This is a genomic window from Nocardia sp. NPDC004573, from assembly GCF_053602135.1.
The window spans coordinates 228306-245163 of sequence record NZ_JBSGDA010000007.1 but is presented as its reverse complement, the minus strand read 5'-3'; the positions used below and the strand labels follow the sequence as shown (position 1 = coordinate 245163).

General features: G+C 69.6%; 10 protein-coding genes. 8 read left to right on the top strand and 2 right to left on the bottom strand.

The features are described 5' to 3' along the window. The first annotated feature begins 33 nt into the window (after nt 1–33). The 4 genes from ACWEKR_RS14465 to ACWEKR_RS14450 are packed head-to-tail and all read left to right on the top strand — an operon-like array spanning nt 34 to nt 2155. A complete protein-coding gene (locus ACWEKR_RS14465; protein WP_063018698.1) occupies nt 34–507 on the top strand; it encodes an RNA polymerase sigma factor in 474 nt (157 codons plus the stop codon). Then, the gene (locus tag ACWEKR_RS14460; RefSeq protein WP_452354920.1) at nt 507–1118 is read left to right on the top strand and encodes a methylated-DNA--[protein]-cysteine S-methyltransferase; all 612 of its coding nucleotides are present in this window, start codon (nt 507–509) and stop codon (nt 1116–1118) included. Before ACWEKR_RS14465 ends, ACWEKR_RS14460 begins: the two co-directional genes overlap by 1 nt. Beyond that, nucleotides 1115–1897 carry a 2OG-Fe(II) oxygenase gene (locus ACWEKR_RS14455; protein WP_452354860.1) on the top strand — a complete coding sequence of 261 codons (783 nt, stop codon included), beginning with the start codon at nt 1115–1117 and terminating at the stop codon, nt 1895–1897. Before ACWEKR_RS14460 ends, ACWEKR_RS14455 begins: the two co-directional genes overlap by 4 nt. Nucleotides 1898–1903: 6 nt before the next feature. After that, nucleotides 1904–2155 (top strand): Ada metal-binding domain-containing protein, encoded by a 252-nt coding sequence (locus tag ACWEKR_RS14450; protein WP_452354859.1) that lies wholly within the window; start codon nt 1904–1906, stop codon nt 2153–2155. Between the two features lie 660 nt (nt 2156–2815). Here ACWEKR_RS14450 and ACWEKR_RS14445 read toward each other — a convergent pair. After that, the gene (locus ACWEKR_RS14445) at nt 2816–3247 is read right to left on the bottom strand and encodes a DoxX family protein (protein WP_452354858.1); all 432 of its coding nucleotides are present in this window, start codon (nt 3245–3247) and stop codon (nt 2816–2818) included. A gap of 856 nt (nt 3248–4103) precedes the next feature. Here ACWEKR_RS14445 and ACWEKR_RS14440 point away from each other — a divergent pair. Further along, a complete protein-coding gene (locus tag ACWEKR_RS14440) occupies nt 4104–5522 on the top strand; it encodes an MFS transporter (RefSeq protein WP_452354857.1) in 1419 nt (472 codons plus the stop codon). 301 nt (nt 5523–5823) lie between these two features. Here the strand turns inward: ACWEKR_RS14440 and ACWEKR_RS14435 are convergent, their stop codons facing one another. Beyond that, nucleotides 5824–8010 (bottom strand): MMPL family transporter, encoded by a 2187-nt coding sequence (locus tag ACWEKR_RS14435; RefSeq protein WP_452354856.1) that lies wholly within the window; start codon nt 8008–8010, stop codon nt 5824–5826. Nucleotides 8011–8276: 266 nt separating this feature from the next. Here ACWEKR_RS14435 and ACWEKR_RS14430 point away from each other — a divergent pair, with 266 nt between their 5' ends. From ACWEKR_RS14430 to ACWEKR_RS14420, 3 genes are read left to right on the top strand one after another with little or no spacing between them, the layout of a single operon-like run. After that, the gene (locus ACWEKR_RS14430; RefSeq protein WP_452354855.1) at nt 8277–14696 is read left to right on the top strand and encodes a type I polyketide synthase; all 6420 of its coding nucleotides are present in this window, start codon (nt 8277–8279) and stop codon (nt 14694–14696) included. Nucleotides 14697–14727: 31 nt separating this feature from the next. Next, the gene (locus ACWEKR_RS14425) at nt 14728–16125 is read left to right on the top strand and encodes a condensation domain-containing protein (protein ID WP_452354854.1); all 1398 of its coding nucleotides are present in this window, start codon (nt 14728–14730) and stop codon (nt 16123–16125) included. 9 nt (nt 16126–16134) lie between these two features. Beyond that, nucleotides 16135–16818, top strand: a complete 684-nt coding sequence (locus ACWEKR_RS14420; protein WP_452354853.1) for a hypothetical protein — start codon at nt 16135–16137, stop codon at nt 16816–16818. The last annotated feature ends 40 nt before the right edge of the window (nt 16819–16858 follow it).

Below are 16858 nucleotides of genomic sequence, written 5' to 3'. Positions count from 1 at the left end.
TCGCGGCGCCTGCCGCGTCTACCGGGTGTGAGCCTGCCCCCGTTCGAGGAAATAGTGGCCGAATACGGCCCGATGGTGTTGCGCGTCTGCCGGGCGGTGCTCGGTCCGTCCGACGCGGCCGACGCCTGGTCGGAAACGTTTCTCTCGGCGCTGCGCGCGTTTCCCGGCCTGCCCTCGGACACGAATGTCGAGGCATGGCTGGTCACCATCGCGCACCGCCGCGCGATCGATGTCGGCCGGGCGCTCACGCGCGCGCCGGTCCCGGCCGAGACGCTGCCGGAACGCCCCGCCACCGCCCCCGGACCCGCCGACTACGACCCCGACCTGTGGGCCGCCCTGCGGGCGCTGCCGACCAAGCAGCGCCAGGCGGTCGCCTACCACTATCTGGCCGGGCTTCCCCACGCGGAGATCGCCGCATTGCTCGGCAATTCTCCCGACGCCGCCCGCCGTGCCGCCGCGGACGGCCTGAAGACCCTGCGCAAGCTCTACCCGAAGGATGAAGCATGATGGCCACTCTCGATCACGGCGACGGGTTGTCGCGCGCACTGACCCCCGACGCCGATCTGCTCGCCACCTTGCACGCGCGACTGACCGCCGAGGCCGAAGCCGCGGGCCTGCTCGATGTCGCCTACCGCCTGCTGGACACCCCGGTGGGGACGCTGCTGCTGGCCGCCACGCCCGCCGGGCTGGTCCGCGTCGCCTATCCCACCGAGGACCACGACGCGGTGCTCGCCATGCTGGCCGCCCGGATCAGCCCGCGGATCCTCGCAGCGCCCGCCCGGCTGGACGGGGCGGCGCGGCAGATCGCGGAATACTTCGCCGGCAGCCGGACGCAGTTCGATCTGCCCTTGGATCTGCGGCTGGCCGCGGGTTTCCGCCGCCAAGTGATCGAGCACCTGCCCGCCATCGGCTATGGACAGCGCGCGAGTTACGGCGCGGTGGCGGCCGCCGTCGGGAACCCGCGCGCCGTGCGCGCGGTCGGTTCTGCTTGCGCGCGCAATCCGCTGCCGTTGGTGCTTCCGTGTCACCGGGTAGTGCGCGGTGACGGGTCGATCGGACAGTACGTCGGCGGCGTCACCGCCAAGCACGCGCTGTTGGATCTGGAGGCGGCGGCATGAGCGGGCGACGCATCGGCACCGATCGGCGCGGTCACCCGGCCGCGCCGATCCCAGGAGGGACGAGAGCCGCCGCCTCCCTCGCAGAACGAGTCGACGACCAGCCGTGGCAGGCGCTGCTCGAGGAAGTCGACGCCCACGGCTGCGCGGCGACCGGGCCGATCCTCACCCCGGACGAGTGCGCCGAGTTCACCGCTGCCTGGGACGACCGCACGCGGTTCCGTTCCACCGTCGACATGGCACGTCACCGATTCGGCGCAGGCACCTACCGGTACTTCGCGGCCCCCGTGCCCGAGTCGATCATGACCCTGCGCGCGTGCTTCTACCGAAAACTGTTGCCACTGGCGCGTTCCTGGGCCGAGCGGCTCGGCGATCCGGCTCCGTGGCCCGACGAGTTCGCGGATTGGCTCGCCGCCTGCCACGCCGCGGGCCAGACCGAGCCGACCCCCCTTCTGTTGCGCTACGACGCAGGCGACTGGAACGCCTTGCATCGCGACCTGTACGGCGACCTGGTCTTCCCGATGCAGGTCGTCATCGGATTGGACCGGCCCGGAATCGACTACACAGGAGGCGAATTCGTGCTCGTCGAGCAGCGTCCGCGTGCCCAGTCGAAAGCGACCGCCTCCGTGCTCGAGCAAGGCCGCGCGCTGATCTTCACCACCCGCGACCGGCCGGCGCGCTCGAGCCGGGGCTGGTCCCGGGCTCCGATCCGCCACGGCGTCAGCCGTGTGCGCGACGGTCTGCGGCACACGCTGGGGCTGGTGCTGCACGACGCGCAGTAGCCGCCGGTGTACACGTTGCTCGATGGTGACGGCCGGCCGTATCGCAGTACCCTGCCGGGCGGCTACGGCGGTCATCGCCGCAGCCGGATCTACGGTCGCCTCGACTGCCCTTCGGGCCTGCGCGCGCTGGCACGCGGCGCCTACCGCCCACATCGGGTCTTCTTCGCCACCGAACTCGACGCTCTCGCCGCCGGGTACCGCCCCTGCGCTGTCTGCCTGCCCGCCCGATACGTCGTGTGGAAAGCCCTGCGCCCGTAGCGATCCGACGAGTGACGCACGGCGGGCGCGGTCGGTCGGCGTGTCAGGCATTCGTCGGTTCTGCTGTGGCCCGATAGCTCTGGTCCGCCACCGTGATCGACACCGGCCACGCCGGCGGACCGCGGTCGTGGCAATCCGTCGTCGGGCCGGGCAGGATCTGTCGGCGAAGTGTGGCACGACGCAGCGACATGGAATGCGCCGCGAATTTCGTTGTCGCTGGGCCGACTACGTGATTACGTCGGGCCCTCGCGCCATACCGACAAGCCGGCCGACACCGCCGTCGTGCCGTCTACTCTCGCGCCCGCGCGACCGGCTGCCCCGCCGAGATCGTGCTTCCCGTTTCACTGCTGACCGCAAGACGAGCACGGCTCGGTTCTGCAATGGCACTCGGTTGGCTGTCGAGTGGGCGGTGGTGACCGAGCCTGAAACTCGTCTCGTTTGCCGGTGGCGATGGGTGTGCACCCTGGACGTGCGATCGAACCTGTGGCGTGGACAGGTGTATGGCCGTCAAGTTGTACTGGAGGACAGCAGGTCACGGCCTGGTGGCGTGCGAATGTGTTGCCGGGCGAGGGTGGACCGACCCTGGACACCCCTGCCGGGCAACGTCGGAAACGATCGGCGGGCCGGAGCCTGCCGATCGTTTCCGTGTTTATCGCGTGGTCACCGGGTGACCAACGAGCGCAGCGCGAAGATGGAGTCGCGGCGCTCGTAGGCGATCCAGGCGAAGATCCCGGACAGCACGAGCGGGAAGGGAGCGTAGGCAGGCATATGAGTCAGGAAAAGGTTGGTGGCTGCGGCCAGCAGGGTGAGGACGGACAGGCCTACTGCGGCCGCCCCGCTCAGGCGGCGCACGAGCAGGCCGATGCCGCCCGCGATCTCGCAGATGCCCACGAAGTACATGAACCAGGGCGAGCCGATGCCCGCCTCCCGCATCGCCGCCATGTTCTCCTCCGGAACCAGGTCGAGCACCTTCGGCATGCCCGAGGCGACGATGAAGAAGAGGGCCAGGAAGATCTGCAGTCCCCACAGGACGCGGTTGCGGACTTTGCCGGGGCGGGCGGTGGTGGTGGTCGCGGCGGCGATGGTGGTCATTGTTCATTCCTCCAGGGTCGGTTGCGCTGTTCGGTAGCGCGTTCACCTGATAGGACGGCGGTCCTCGCGAGGATTCATCGGTCGCGGCGAAAATTATTTCGCCGCGCATGTTCCTGCACGTCGGGCCTGCGACGGCGGCAGTTCCGGCGGCCGGTTGCGGGCCGGGCAACCATCGCCGCTCCGCGACGTCAAAGAACATGTCCGTGCCGGGGATGCGCTGCTCGCAGATGTAGTGCCCACCTCCGGCGCCGGTGATCCGGCCGACCGGGCCTGGCTCGACCGCGCCCGGGCAACCTCTGCGTGGACTCCAACACCCGGCGCGGGTGAAGCCATGACGCGCCGCATGGCCGGCGAATCTTGCCGACGCCTGGGCGTACGCCTCGGTCACGGCATAGCCGATCCTGCGCAAGGACGCCCCGCTCGACGCACGTTGCGCTGCCTCGGATGGTGGCGCTCGCACCACCGGTTTGGGAATTCCCGGCAATGGTTGCCGAACCGAATTGTCATCGCGCACAGAATCGCACGAAAAGCTGCTCATCGGACATGCGATGGTATTTACTGCGAATTCGAGTCCTCTCATCCGGGGCCGGGAGCCGGACTGCGCGATATTTCCGGCGAACAGGCCGTCGCGGTGGCAGACGTCTCCGATAGTGGAAACCGGCCGACTACGACCGGCGATCGAAACGCGAGGTGAATTCGGCCACGATGAACAGCACCGAGCGAATCCCTCCGCCGCGGAACGCACAGGCGGAATTGCGAGCGTCGACCCTTGATCGAGGGAAAACGACACCTGCTCTCGGAGCTGTCGGCACAAGTTTCGGGACGATTCGCGGCCGACGACGAAGACGGTGATTCGATGACCCGCAAGGAGGCGGCGGTCGCCCTCGGATCGTTCGGGGCATGCCTGATTTCGGTCTTCATGCAGATGATCGACGTGACGATCGTCAACACCGCGCTCCCGGTGGTCACCGCGGAACTGGGGGCCTCGCGGTCGGAGCAACTGTGGGTGGTGGCCGGGTACTCCCTGGCGTTCGCCTGTGTGCTGCTGACCGCGGCTCGTGTCGGCGCGATCGTCGGCCGCCGCCGGATGTTCCTGTGGTCGGCGGCGGCCTTCACGGTGGCCTCGGTGTGGTGTGGAGTGTCATCCACCGCAATGGAGTTGGTGATCGCCAGGATCGTCCAGGGGGTGGCGGGCGCGGGGATGGCCGCGCAGACCATCGCCATCATCACCGCGAGTTTCCGGCGCGAGCACCATCAGTACGCCTTCGCCGTGTACGGCGCGACTGCCGGTTTCGCCGGGATGCTCGGGCCGATCCTCGGCGGCGGGCTGATCACCCTGGATCCGTTCGGGCTCGGCTGGCACGCCATCTTCCTGATGAACCTGCCGCTGGGCGTGGTGGCCATCGCGCTGGCCGCCCGCTACCTGCGACTGGGCCGGGCGACGGATCGGGGCCCGCTGGATATGCGCGGAGCCGTGGTGGCCACCGCGGCGCTGTTCCTGCTGCTGTTCGCGCTGTCGGACAGTCAACAGACGGGCTGGCGGCCGCTGCACGGGACATGCATCGGGGCCGCGGTGGTGCTGGGCGCGGTGTTCGTAGCCCGCGAACGCGCGACGCGCCGCCGCGGCGGCCGGGCGCTGGTGCGACTGGATCTGTTCTCCGACCGCGGATTCGCGGTCGGATCGGTGCTGGTGACGGTCTTCTTCGGCCTGTTCACCGCGTTCGTTTTCACCGTCTCGATCCTGCTGCAGGACGTTCTGCGGTTCTCCGCGCTGCGTACCGGTGCCGCGATGACGCCGTTCGCCTTGGGAGCCGGGGCGGGCGCGGTGCTGTCACCGGTACTTGTCAGCCGCTGGGGGATTCGCGCACCGGCCGCCGGTATCGCCGTCTTCGCGGGGTGCGTCGTGGTCGGAGTGGGCTACTTGTACGTGGGCTCCGGCGCGGTGAATCTGCCGCTGGTGGCCGGGCCGGTGTTCCTGGCGGGTTTCGGGGTAGGGGTGTTCGGGGTGCCGCTGCAGCCGCTGATGCTGGCCGACCTGGACGATCGCGCGATGGGGGAGGCGTCGGGAGTGCTGCCCACGATCGAACAGATCGGCAATTCGGTCGGGCTGGCGGTGCTCAGCGCGCTGTTCTTCCGCGCGCACACGTTGTCGGGCAGCATGGTCATGCTCTCGGCCATCGCCGCGGCCGCCCTCGGCCTCGCCGCCCTGACGCTGGCGCTGCCGGACCGCGCGCGGACCGCAACGAGCCGGTGGAGCTGGTCGACCGCGAGCTGACCGCTCCGCCCTCCTTCGACGAGGCGTTCCAGCGCCGACGGTCCTCGCGTGCGAGGCCGGATTCCGCGGCAACGGGGGTTCGGGCACCGCAGTCCAGGCGGCAACCGTGGTCCGGATGGCACCGAGGCATCCCGAAGACTGCCCCGCAGTGATCGCGCACGCTTACCAGAGAGCGATTCAGCGCGTGGCCATGAGTCGCCGAAAGAGGGCTTGGCGGGGTGTTCGACGCCGTGTACAGCCGGTCGTCGGGCGGCGGCACCTGGCTGCTGCGCGGGGAGATGCGTGATTTCGTGGCCCCTGCCTACCGGACCTGGGAGGGTCCGGAGAGAGCTTCGGTGTGGAAATCCTCGGCCTCGGCACGACGACGCCCGCCGCGGCGCAGCCAGGACGGCGTCCACCAGCATGCGTCGCCGAGCAACCGCATGGTCGCGGGCACCAGCAGCATGCGCAGGATCGTCGCGTCGATGAACAGCGCCGCGACCATGCCGTAGGCGATGTATTGCATCATCACCAGATCCGACAGAGCGAACGCGCCGGTCACCACCGCCAGGATGAGGGCGGCGGCGGTGATGATCCACCCGGTGCGGGCGATGCCGACGCGGACCGCCTCGGTGGTCGTCGCGCCGGCCGCGCGCGCCTCCACCATGCGGGCGAGCAGGAATACCTCATAGTCGGTGGACAAGCCGTAGATCACGGCGACGATCAGCACCAGTACCAGTGCCATGATCGGTTGCGGGGTGAATTCCAGCAGTCCCGCGCCGTGGCCCTCGACGAAGATCCAGGTGAGGATGCCGAGCGTGGAGCCGAGTCCGAGCAGGTTCAGCAGCGCGGCCTTCAGCGGCAGCACCACCGAGCCGAAAGCCAGCACCATCAGCACGGTGGTGACGAGGAAGACGAGCGCGATCATCAGCGGCATGCGGCGCAGCAACGCGTCGACGCTGTCGCGTTGCTTCGCGGGCTGCCCGCCGACCAGCACGGTCGTGCTCTGCGGCACGGACATGGAGCGCAGATAGTCGATGGTCGCGTTCGCAGCGTGCGCGTCACGCAGGACGGTCGAGGTGGTGAAGACGTTGGGATGCCCCGGTCCCGGCACCGCGCGGGGAAACGGCGTGACGAGCCCGGGGGCGCGACCGGCCTGGGCGACCACCGCGTCGATCGCGGCGCTGTCATGGGTGATCAGCACCAGGTCGATCGGGTTGATCTGACGCAGCGGGAAGATCTGGTCGAAATGCTGTTGCGCCGTGCGGGCCGGATGCTGCGGCGGCAGGAAGCGTTCGGTGATGCCGCCGAATGCCACCTCGCGCACCGGCGCGATGAGCACCACCAGGACGGCCACCAGCGGAACCGCGACGGCCAGCGGCCTTCCCATGACCCATCCGGCGACGCGGCCCCACCCGTTGTCCTGCTCGCGGTCGCTCGCCCGGCGCGCGTGGAAACGGTTGAACCCCAGCCGGTCCACGCGCCGGCCGAGCACAGCCAGCATGGCGGGCAGCACCGTGATCGAGATCAGCGCCGCCAGCGTCACCGTCACCATCGCACCGACGGCGAACGAACGCAGGAAGCCCTGCGGGAACAGCAGGATCGCGCCCGCGGCGACCACCACGACGGTGGCGGAGAACACTACGGTCCGCCCGGCGGTCGCGACCGCGCGCCGTACCGCGTCGGGCACCTCGTGACCGTCGGCCAGCTCCTCACGGAACCGGCTCACGAGGAACAGCCCGTAGTCGATGGCCAAGCCGAGGCCGATCATCGAGACCACCGGCGAGACGAAGGAATTCACTTCGGTGACGGTGGTCAAGGCGCGAATGATCCCCCAGGCGCCCAGCACGGTCAGCCCGCCGACGACGAGCGGGAGCGCGGCCGCCACGACCCCGCCGAACAGGAAGAACAACAGCACCGCCACGGCGGGGACGGCGAACAGCTCCATGCGTCGCTGGTCGTGGGCCATCGTGTCGTTGAGGGCGGCCGCGACCGGCTGTCCGCCTGCGACCTCCATCTCGACACCGGGCAGCCGGAACTCGTCGGCGACGGCTCGGTAGTTGCGCATCACCTCGGTGTCGTCGGTGCCGCGGATGGCGATCGAGGCGAAGGCGTGAGCGTGGTCCTGGGAGCCGAAGATATCCGGCAGTTCGAGCCCGGTGTCGGTGCGCCAGTAGGCGGCGTTGATCTTGCCGATCCGATCCGGGAAGCGTCGCGGCAGGCTGTTCAAGTGGCTCACGACCGTGGCGGCGAAGGCGGGATCGTCGATCGTCTTCCCGGCCGGGGCATGGAACAACAACAGCACGTCGGCGATGTGGTCGCGCCCGAACGCCTCGTCCTTCAGCCGAGCCGCGCGCGCCGATTCCGACGTCGGATCGTCCCACCCGCTGACGCTGAGGTGATCACCTAGGCCGAAGCCGTACCCACCCAGGGCGAGCAGGCCGGCCACGACGAGCCCGAGGACGATGAATCGCCGTCGCACGAGCGTATCGGCCCAGCGCGTGAACAATGCCGCCTCCTGATCGATGACATCGCATGCCGGCGAGGATCACGTACGAGCTGAAAACCTAGTCATCTCAGTGCATTTCGCCGACGAAGAAGCCAGAATCTCGAAATGTTACAAAGCGATGTTCGGCCGGATTGTGAAGTCTCCCTGAGTCCGCGACGGGTGGTGCGGTCGCCGTTACGCTGGGGCGGTCGCCAGCTGCGCACACGCCAATTCGTGAATCGCCGGACAAGAATGGCGATCAACTAGATCCGACCCGGAGGATGTGCATGTCGGATATTGCAATTGTCGGCATCGGCTGCAGATTCGCAGGCGGAATCGACTCACCCGACACCTTTTGGGAATTCGTCCTGGACAAACGCGACGGCGTGATCGATATGCCCGCCGATCGCTGGGATTACCGCCGCTACTACGATCCGGAACCGCGAACGCCGGGGCGCAGCTACACCAAGCGCGCCGCTTTCATGACGATCGACCCGTGGGAGTTCGACCCGGATTTCTTCGGCATCTCCGCCCGCGAGGCGACCGTGCTGGATCCGCAGCAGCGCCTGATGCTCGAGGTGACCTGGGAGGCGCTCGACGACGCCGGGATCGCGCGGCATGCGGCGGGCTCGTCGATCGGTGTCTACGTCGGCGGATTCGTGGTGGACCAGTCGGTGATCGGCGTGGTCGGCCCGGCCCTGTTCCACACCGACATGCACACTCCGGCCAGCGCGTCGTACACCATGCTGTCCAACCGGATCGCCTACGCGCTGAACCTGGTCGGGCCCGCGCTCACGGTCGACACCGCCTGCTCGTCGTCGCTGGTCGCCTTCCATCTCGCTTGCCAGGCGCTGGAGAACGGCGATTGCGAGGTGGCGCTCGCGGGCGGTGTCAACGTGATGCTGCAGCCGGAGACCTTCGTCTTGATGTGCAAGGGCGGCTTCCTGGCCGCGGACGGCCGCTGCAAGTCCTTCGACGCCTCGGCCGACGGCTACGGGCGCGGCGAGGGCGCGGGCATGGTGGCGTTGAAGAAGCTGGACGACGCGGTCCGCGACGGCGACCGGATCTACGCGGTGGTCAAGGCGACCGGCGTCAACCAGGACGGCCGCACCACCGCGATCACCGTGCCCAACGCCGACTCCCAAGAGGCTCTGGCTCGTTCGGTGTGCAGCCGGGCGGGGCTCGCGCCGGACACCATCACCTACGTCGAGGCACACGGCACCGGCACGCTGGTCGGCGATCCGGTCGAGTTGCGGGCGCTGGGCCGGGTGTTCGGCGCGCCTGCGGGGCGCACGCGATCGCTCGGCGTCGGCTCGGTCAAGTCGACACTCGGCCACACCGAGGCCGCGGCCGGTATCGCCGGCGTGATCAAGTCGGCGCTGGCGATCCACCATCGCACCATCCCGCCGCAGGGCTGGCTGGACAAACCCAATCCCGGCATTCCCTTCGACGAGCTCGGACTGCACGTCCAACTGGAGGCGCAGGCGCTGCCCGACGACGCCGAGCCGATGACGATCGCGGTGAACGGTTTCGGCTACGGCGGCACCAACGCCCACACCATCCTGCAGGAGTTCCGGCAGGTCTCCCGGCCACCGGCGCAGCAGGCACGGCATTTCGGTGTGCTGCCGATCTCGGCGCGCAGTACCGGCGCGGCCCGCGCGCTGGCCGGCCGGTTCGCCGATCTGATCACCGCGGGCGCCGACCCGGGGCGGCTGGCCGAGGCCGCCTGGACCCGCATGGCGCATCCCCAGTTCCGCACCGGCATGCTCGTCGGCGACACCGCCGACCTGGTCCGGGACCTGCGCGAGTTCGCCGCGGGCGCGGGTCGCGACGCCGCGCGGACGATCGTGGCGCGCACGGCCGAACCGGTGTTCGTGTTCTCGGGCATGGGTCCGCAGTGGTGGGGCATGGCCCGCGAGCTGCTCGGCGGCGAAGGCGTCTTCGCGGATACGGCGAAGACGGTAGACGCGGAGTTCCGCGCGATCGCGGGCTGGTCGATCATCGAGGAACTGCTGCGGCCCGAGGACGAGTCACGGGTCACCAGCACCGAGGTGGCGCAGCCGGCCAATTTCCTGGTGCAGGTGGCGCTGGTGCGGGAGCTGGCCGAGTACGGCGTCCGGCCCGCGGCGGTTTTGGGTCACAGCGTCGGCGAGGTGTCGGCGGCTTACGTGAGCGGCATGCTGTCGTTGCGCGACGCGGTGCTGGTGGCCTACCACCGGGCCAGGTTGCAGGCGACGACTGCGGGCTCGGGTGGCATGCTCGCGGTCGGGATGTCGCTCGAGCAGGCTCGCGAGCTCGTCGGCGACGACCCGCGCGTGGATGTCGCCGCGATCAACAGTGCGAGTTCGCTCACGTTGTCCGGTGACGTCGATCGACTGGACGAGATCGCCGAGAAGCTCACCGAGGACGGCGTTTTCGCGCGCCGACTGCGCGTGGAAGTGCCCTATCACAGCCGGTTGATGGACCCCGTCCTGGACGAGCTGCGCGCGGCGCTGGCCGGGCTGCAGCCGCAGGCGCCGACCGTGCCGCTGTACTCCTCGGTCACGGGCGAGGCGGTGCACGGCCCCGACTGGGACGCCGGGTACTGGTGCGCCAACGTGCGCGAACCCGTCCGGTTCGCCGACGCGATCACGAAGCTGATCGGGGCCGACAGCCGGGTCTACCTGGAGGTCGGCCCGCACCCGGTGCTGTCGGGCAACATTCGCGAGGCCCTGCTGGGCGCGGACGTCAACGGCACGACGGTGGCGACATTGGATCGCAAGCAGGCGGACTCGGAGAGCATCCGCCGCACCCTCATCGGTCTCTACGCCGCCGGCGTGCTCGACCTCGACGCACTGTTCCCCGCGCGGCATCCCGCCACGCCGCACGTGCCGCTGCCGCGTTATCCGTGGCAGCGGACCCGGCTGCATTCGGCGCTGCCGCTGTTCGAGCAGGCACGGCTGGGCACCCCCGGTACCTACGCCATGCTGGGCGACCCGGACGTCGAGGGCAGGCCGGACTGGTTGCTGCAGGTCGGCACCGAACTGCTGCCGTGGCTGGCCGATCACGTCGTCAACGGCGTCAAGATCATGCCCGGTGCGGCGTACCTGGACGCCGCGCTGAGCGCCACGGCCGCCCGGTTGGGCGTCGAACGCGTCGCGCTGGAACAGGTCCGGTTCGTGGCCCCGCTGATCATGGCCGCGCCGGACGTGCCGCTGGTTGCGCTGACCGTCGAGGAGGCCAGCGGCCGCTTCCTGATCAGATCGCGCTCGGCGACGGGCACGGCCTGGACGGTGCACGCGTTCGGCCGCACGCTGACCGGCAGCCACAAGCCCACGAAGGTCACGGTCCCGGTCTTGGACGTCGGTCTGGACGTCGACCCGCAGATGTTCTACCGCGGCCTGGCCGCGGCGGGGCTGCAGTACGGTCCGGCCTTCCGTCGCGTGATCTCCGTGCGCGTCGGCGCGGACGCGGTGGTGGCCACCGTCGACGGCTCCATCGCCGCGGACTCCGGGCACCTCGCCCACCCGGCGGTCGTCGATGCGGCGATGCAGTCGGCGGCGCTGTTGTTCGCCGACGCCCGGATCGACGAGGGCACGCTGGTGCCGGTCGGCGTCGCGGCGGTGCGGCTGGTCGCCCCGCTGCCCGAGCGGATCACGGTCGTCGCGCGCCGCGATCCCCGGGCCCGGCTGCGCGCCGACGTGGATCTGCTCGACGACGAACAGAACCTGGTCATGCGGTTGAGCGGCGTGCAGATCGGTGCGCTGGCGCCGGGGCAGGATCCGCTGCACCGGATGGTCGACTTCTACTACGCCGAAACGCTGGAACAGCGCGATCCGCTCGATCCCGCCGCGCTGCCACAGGATTCGGTGACCACGGTGCTCGTCGCGCTGGGCGCGGACTGCCGCCGGGCCGGACAGCTGGCCGCCGCGATCCCGGGTTCCCGGCTCTACGTGGCCGGGGTGGCGGGTCGCGAACTCGCCTCCGACCTGGCCGCGACATTGGCGGCCGCCAAGGCCGAGGGCGCCGACCGGTTGCACGTCTGCGTGGTCGCGGGCGCGGTCGAGGACGATGTCGCCGATCTGTGGGTACTGGAGCGGATCGCGGTCGCCCTCGACGAGTTCGTCCATCCCGAGACCACCGACGAGGGGCCCAAGAGCGTCTTCGGTGAAGGCTGGTGTCATGCGACCCTGGTGACCGAGCGGGCGTTCGCACTGCCGGACAGCCCGATACCGCCGAACTCGAATCATGCCGCGCTGGCCGGCGCCCGGCGGGTGCTGCTCAACGAGCAATCGGCATTGCGCTGGCGGCTGATCGACGTGGAACCCGATACCGGGACAACCGATCTGATCCGCGAACTCGCCGTGCCGGGCGCGTTCTGGAGCGACAACCTGGACGAGGTCGTGCTGCGCGACGGCAAGCGCTGGGTCCCCCTGGTGACCAAGCCGCTGCAGGAACGTCTCGACGCCCTGGACACCGCCGCACCGCTGACCGACCCGGAGGCCAACTTCACGCTCGAACTGCCCCGGACCCGGCTGCTGTCGGCGTTGGCGTGGCGGCAGTGCCCGCGGCGCGAACCCGGGCCGGGACAGATCGAGGTGCGGATGAAGATCATCGGCCTCAACTACAAGGATCCGCTCAAGGTCATCGGCCTGCTCGGTGAGCGGGAGCTCGCGCCCACCTATTTCGGCACCGTGCCGGGGATGGAGGGCGTCGGCGAGGTGGTGCGCGTGGGCGCGGATATCACCGATGTCGCGGTGGGCGAACTGGTCGCTGTCGCCGCCAAGGGCATGATGCAGCGCTACGTCGTGGTCGACCGCCGGCTGGCGATCCCGCTGCCGGCCGACGCCGATCCCGGATATTGCACGAGCACCATCGCCTTCGGCACGGCCGAGTACGCGCTGCTGGATCTGGCGCGGCTGGAACCGGGCGAGACGGTGCTGATCCACGGCGCTGCGGGTGGTGTCGGCACGGCCGCGATCCAGGTCGCGAAGGATCGCGGTGCGCGCATCATCGGCACCGCGAGCACCGACGAGCGCCGTGCCCACGTGCTCGCCCTCGGCGCCGATCACGCCATCGACTCACGTTCGCTCGACTTCGTCGACGACGTGCTGGCGCTGACCGGCGGCAAGGGCGTCGAGGTCGTGCTCAGCAGCGCGCCCGGAGAGATCCTGCGCCAGAATTTCCACGCCGTCGCGGAATTCGGGCGGATCGTCGAGGTCGGCAAGGCCGACATCTACACCGGCGGCCTGCTCGAGATGGCCAACTTCGACAAGAACCTGGCGTACTTCTCGATGGATCTCGACCGTTTGGTCGCCGTCGACGCACAGCGGCTGGCCCGCCTCTTGCAGCGGGTCTACGAGAAGGTGCTCGCGGGCACCTACCGGCCGCTGCCCTACAAACTGTTCGACACCGACGAGGTGGCCAGGGCCTTCGAGGAAACCATCCGGTCGACCGGGCTCGCCCGGATCGCGCTGCGCATGGATTCGCCCACCCCGGCGGTGCGGCCGTATTTGGCCGGGATCGAGATCGACGGCACCGCCACGTATCTGGTCACCGGCGGCTTCGGTGGGTTCGGGATGGCCATCGGTCGCTGGCTGGTGTTGCGTGGGGCGCGGCGGCTGGTCCTGCTCGGTCGCGGCGGCGCGAGCACGGAGGAGGCGCGCCGTCAGCTCGAGGCGTGGCGCACCGTGGGCGTCGAAGTGGTCGAGGAACTGGCCGACGTCACCGATCCGGATGCGGTCGCAGCGATCGTCGCGCGATCGCACAGCGCCGAGCACCCGCTGCGAGGGGTGTTCCACGCGGCGGGTGCGGTGGCCGACAATCGGCTTGCCGCGATGCGGTTCGAGGAGCTGGCCAAGGTGTACCGCCCGAAGGTGCACGGCGCGCGGGTCCTGCATCGAGCCGTGGCCGACGCCGGGATCCGGCTGGACATGTTCGTGCTGTGCTCCTCCGGCGGTTCGATGTACGGCATCTACGGTCAGTACAACTACTGCGCGGCCAATGTGGCGGTGGAGTCGCTGGCCGAGGAATGGTCCCGGGCGGGCGAGCGGGCGCTGTGCGTCGGCTGGGGTCACCTGTCCGGCGCGACCGGCGGCATGGCCGCCGACGAGACGGCGCTGAAGTACCTCGATCTGGTGGGCTTCGACCCGATCGACATGGCCGACGCCACCGCCTACCTCGAGCAGACGCTGCGCTTGGGGGTGGCGCGCGCCGCGATCATCCCGACCGATTGGGCCAAACTGACCGGCACTTTTCCGCAGCTGACCCGTACCGGCCGCACCATCGCGCTCGCGCAGGCCTCCGCCAAGGACACCTCCGAACTGGCCCGCCTGCGGGCCGAGGTGGCCGCGATCGAGGAGAGCAAGCGCGGGGCCTTCGTCGCCCGCAAGATGGCCGAGGAACTCGCCGTCGTCATGGGCGTGCCGGTGGAGTCCATCGATATGACCGTTCCGGTGCCCGAACTCGGGCTGGATTCGCTGATGGCGGTCGAGCTCGGTGCGCGGGTCACCAAGACCCTCGGTATCGACCTGATGTCGCTGCAGATGGGCCGGTCGTTCAGCCTGGAGCAGGCAGGCCCGAAGGTGGCCGAGCTGATCTTGGCCGCGGATTCCGGTCAGACGCAGTCGGTTCCGGACCCGGCCGTGCCGCCGGCCGAGCGGGTGGATTCGAACGGTGCGGCGGGCGAACCGGTCCTGGCGCTGGCGGGGGCCGAGGCCAGGCCGTGACCGACCGCCGTCGTCGAAACGAGGTATCGCCGTGGTCAGTTTCGGGCTGATCGATGAATGGGAGCCGGGACCCGGCCGACTGGTCAGCTGGGCGGCGTCACCGGAATCGGTGGCGCGCGCCCGGCGGGCGCCGGTTTACCCGGCCCCGCCCGCACACCAGCAGGAGCAGTATCTTCGGCTCGCCGATCGGCACGCCCGAGCGGATTTCCGGTACTCCGGTCTGTGCCTGGTCACCGCGGAGATCCCGACCGGCGACCTCGACCTGGCCGCGATGACGCGTGCGGTCAACGCGTTCCTGCTGCGCCACGACACGTTCCGGACCTGGTTCAGGATCGACTCCACCGGCGCGATCGAGCGGCACCTCGTGCCGGTGGAGGACGTCGAATTCGTCCCGATCGATTACGGCCGCGTCGACGAGGCCAGGGCTGTTCGCGATCATGTCCAGAAGACGACGCCCGGGCCCTTCGACTGGGACTGCTTCACTTTCGGAGCGATCGAACGCGACGATTCGACCACCGTCTACCTGGCGGTCGACCATCTGCACACCGACGGATTCGGCCAGTACCTGTCCGGATTCGACCTCGCGCTGCTGTATCTGCGCGAGGTGTGGGAAGACATCGGCATGCTGGCCCCCACGGCCAGCTACCTCGACTACTGCACCGCCGAGCGGGAGTACACGGGCCGGATGACCCTCGCCTCGCCCGGCGTGCGGAAGTGGCTGGAGCTGATCCGCGGGAACGACGGCCGACTGCCCTCGTTCCCGCTGGATCTGGGCAGGCGCACCGATGTGTACAACCGCAGCGCTCACCGCACGGTCACGTTGTTCGACGAGCACACCGCGCGACGGTTCGAGCGGGTCTGCCGCGCCAACGGCGCCGAATTCGTCGGGGGCATCTTCGCCGCGGCGGCGCTGACGGAGCGCGAACTCATCGATAGCGACTACTACTTCGGCATGACACCCGTCAGCACCCGAAGCACCGCCGCGGAACGCGCGTCGGTCGGCTGGTACGTGACGTTGCTGCCGGTGGCTTTCCCGATCGGCGCCACCACGACCTTCGCGCGAGCCGCGGCAATCGCGCAGCGCGCCTACGAGAACGGCCTGCGCCTGGCCCCCACCTCGTTCCAGCGCGTGGTGGAACTGCTGCCCGCCGACTCCGATCTCGACCTGGAACCGGGCTGGTCCACGCCCATGATCTCGTACGTGGACGCCCGAGAGCTGCTCGGCAACGAGCTGTTCGACCTGGCGTCGTGCGGGCTGTACGCCAATCGTGCGGCGTCCGAGCAGGTACTGATCTGGATCAACCGGCTCGCGTCGGAAACCACGCTGAGCGTCATCTACCCGGACACGCCGGTGGCGCACGGCTCCGTCGAACGCTATGTGGCCACGCTCGAAGCGGTGTTCGCGGCGGCGGCCGAGGCCACACTGTGAGGAGGACATGTGCACACCGCGTTTCGTGATCCGGGAATCCCCGACGGGGAGAAGTCCGTCTACCGCGTCACCATCGCCGATCGGCCGCCGAAGCTCGACCTGATCAGCGTGGTCGCCCACGACGGCGACGGCTACCGCTCGATCCTCGAGGCGGGACTGGGACACGGGAATTTCGCGATGACCATCGAGCAGCGGTTCCAGCGCTCCGGAGACCGGCTGCGGGCCGAGCACTATCGCGCCGAAACCCGCTCGGGCACAATGGTGGTCACCCGCGAGGAAGCGAACTTCATCGGCACCGCCCATCTGCAGTTCGGCGGCGGGATCGCGCCCTTTCCGGCCAACGTGATGCCGCTGGCCGGTGGCCTGACACTGCTGCGCGGCCTGGACTTCGCCGAGGGCGCCGAAGAGTGCGTGGATCTGTGGCTGGCCTTCTCGGTGCACGTTCCGCTCGGTGCGAAGGTGGAGCAGCGCACCGTCGTCGAGGTACCGGCGGGGCGCATCACCAGCTGGCAGGTCCGGCTGCGGCCACGGTTGTCCGGACTGAACACGATGCTGGAAAAGGTGCTCGGCGGGTTCCTCCCACCCGCGGTGGCACACTTCGACGCGGACCCGCCCCACCGCCTGATCCGCCTCACCTTCCCGACCGGCCCGATGCCATGGGATCCGCGCGGCCTCCTGGAACTGGTCGCCTAGCTGCGGACCGGCGAGTGGCACATAGTCGAGGCGGACCTCT

Coding starts and splice junctions, on each gene's coding strand:
- ACWEKR_RS14460 (WP_452354920.1), top strand. CDS start 507: ATGGCCACTCTCGATCACGGCGACGGGTTGTCGCGCGCACTGACCCCC.
- ACWEKR_RS14430 (WP_452354855.1), top strand. CDS start 8,277: ATGTCGGATATTGCAATTGTCGGCATCGGCTGCAGATTCGCAGGCGGA.
- ACWEKR_RS14455 (WP_452354860.1), top strand. CDS start 1,115: ATGAGCGGGCGACGCATCGGCACCGATCGGCGCGGTCACCCGGCCGCG.
- ACWEKR_RS14445 (WP_452354858.1), bottom strand. CDS start 3,247: ATGACCACCATCGCCGCCGCGACCACCACCACCGCCCGCCCCGGCAAA.
- ACWEKR_RS14440 (WP_452354857.1), top strand. CDS start 4,104: ATGACCCGCAAGGAGGCGGCGGTCGCCCTCGGATCGTTCGGGGCATGC.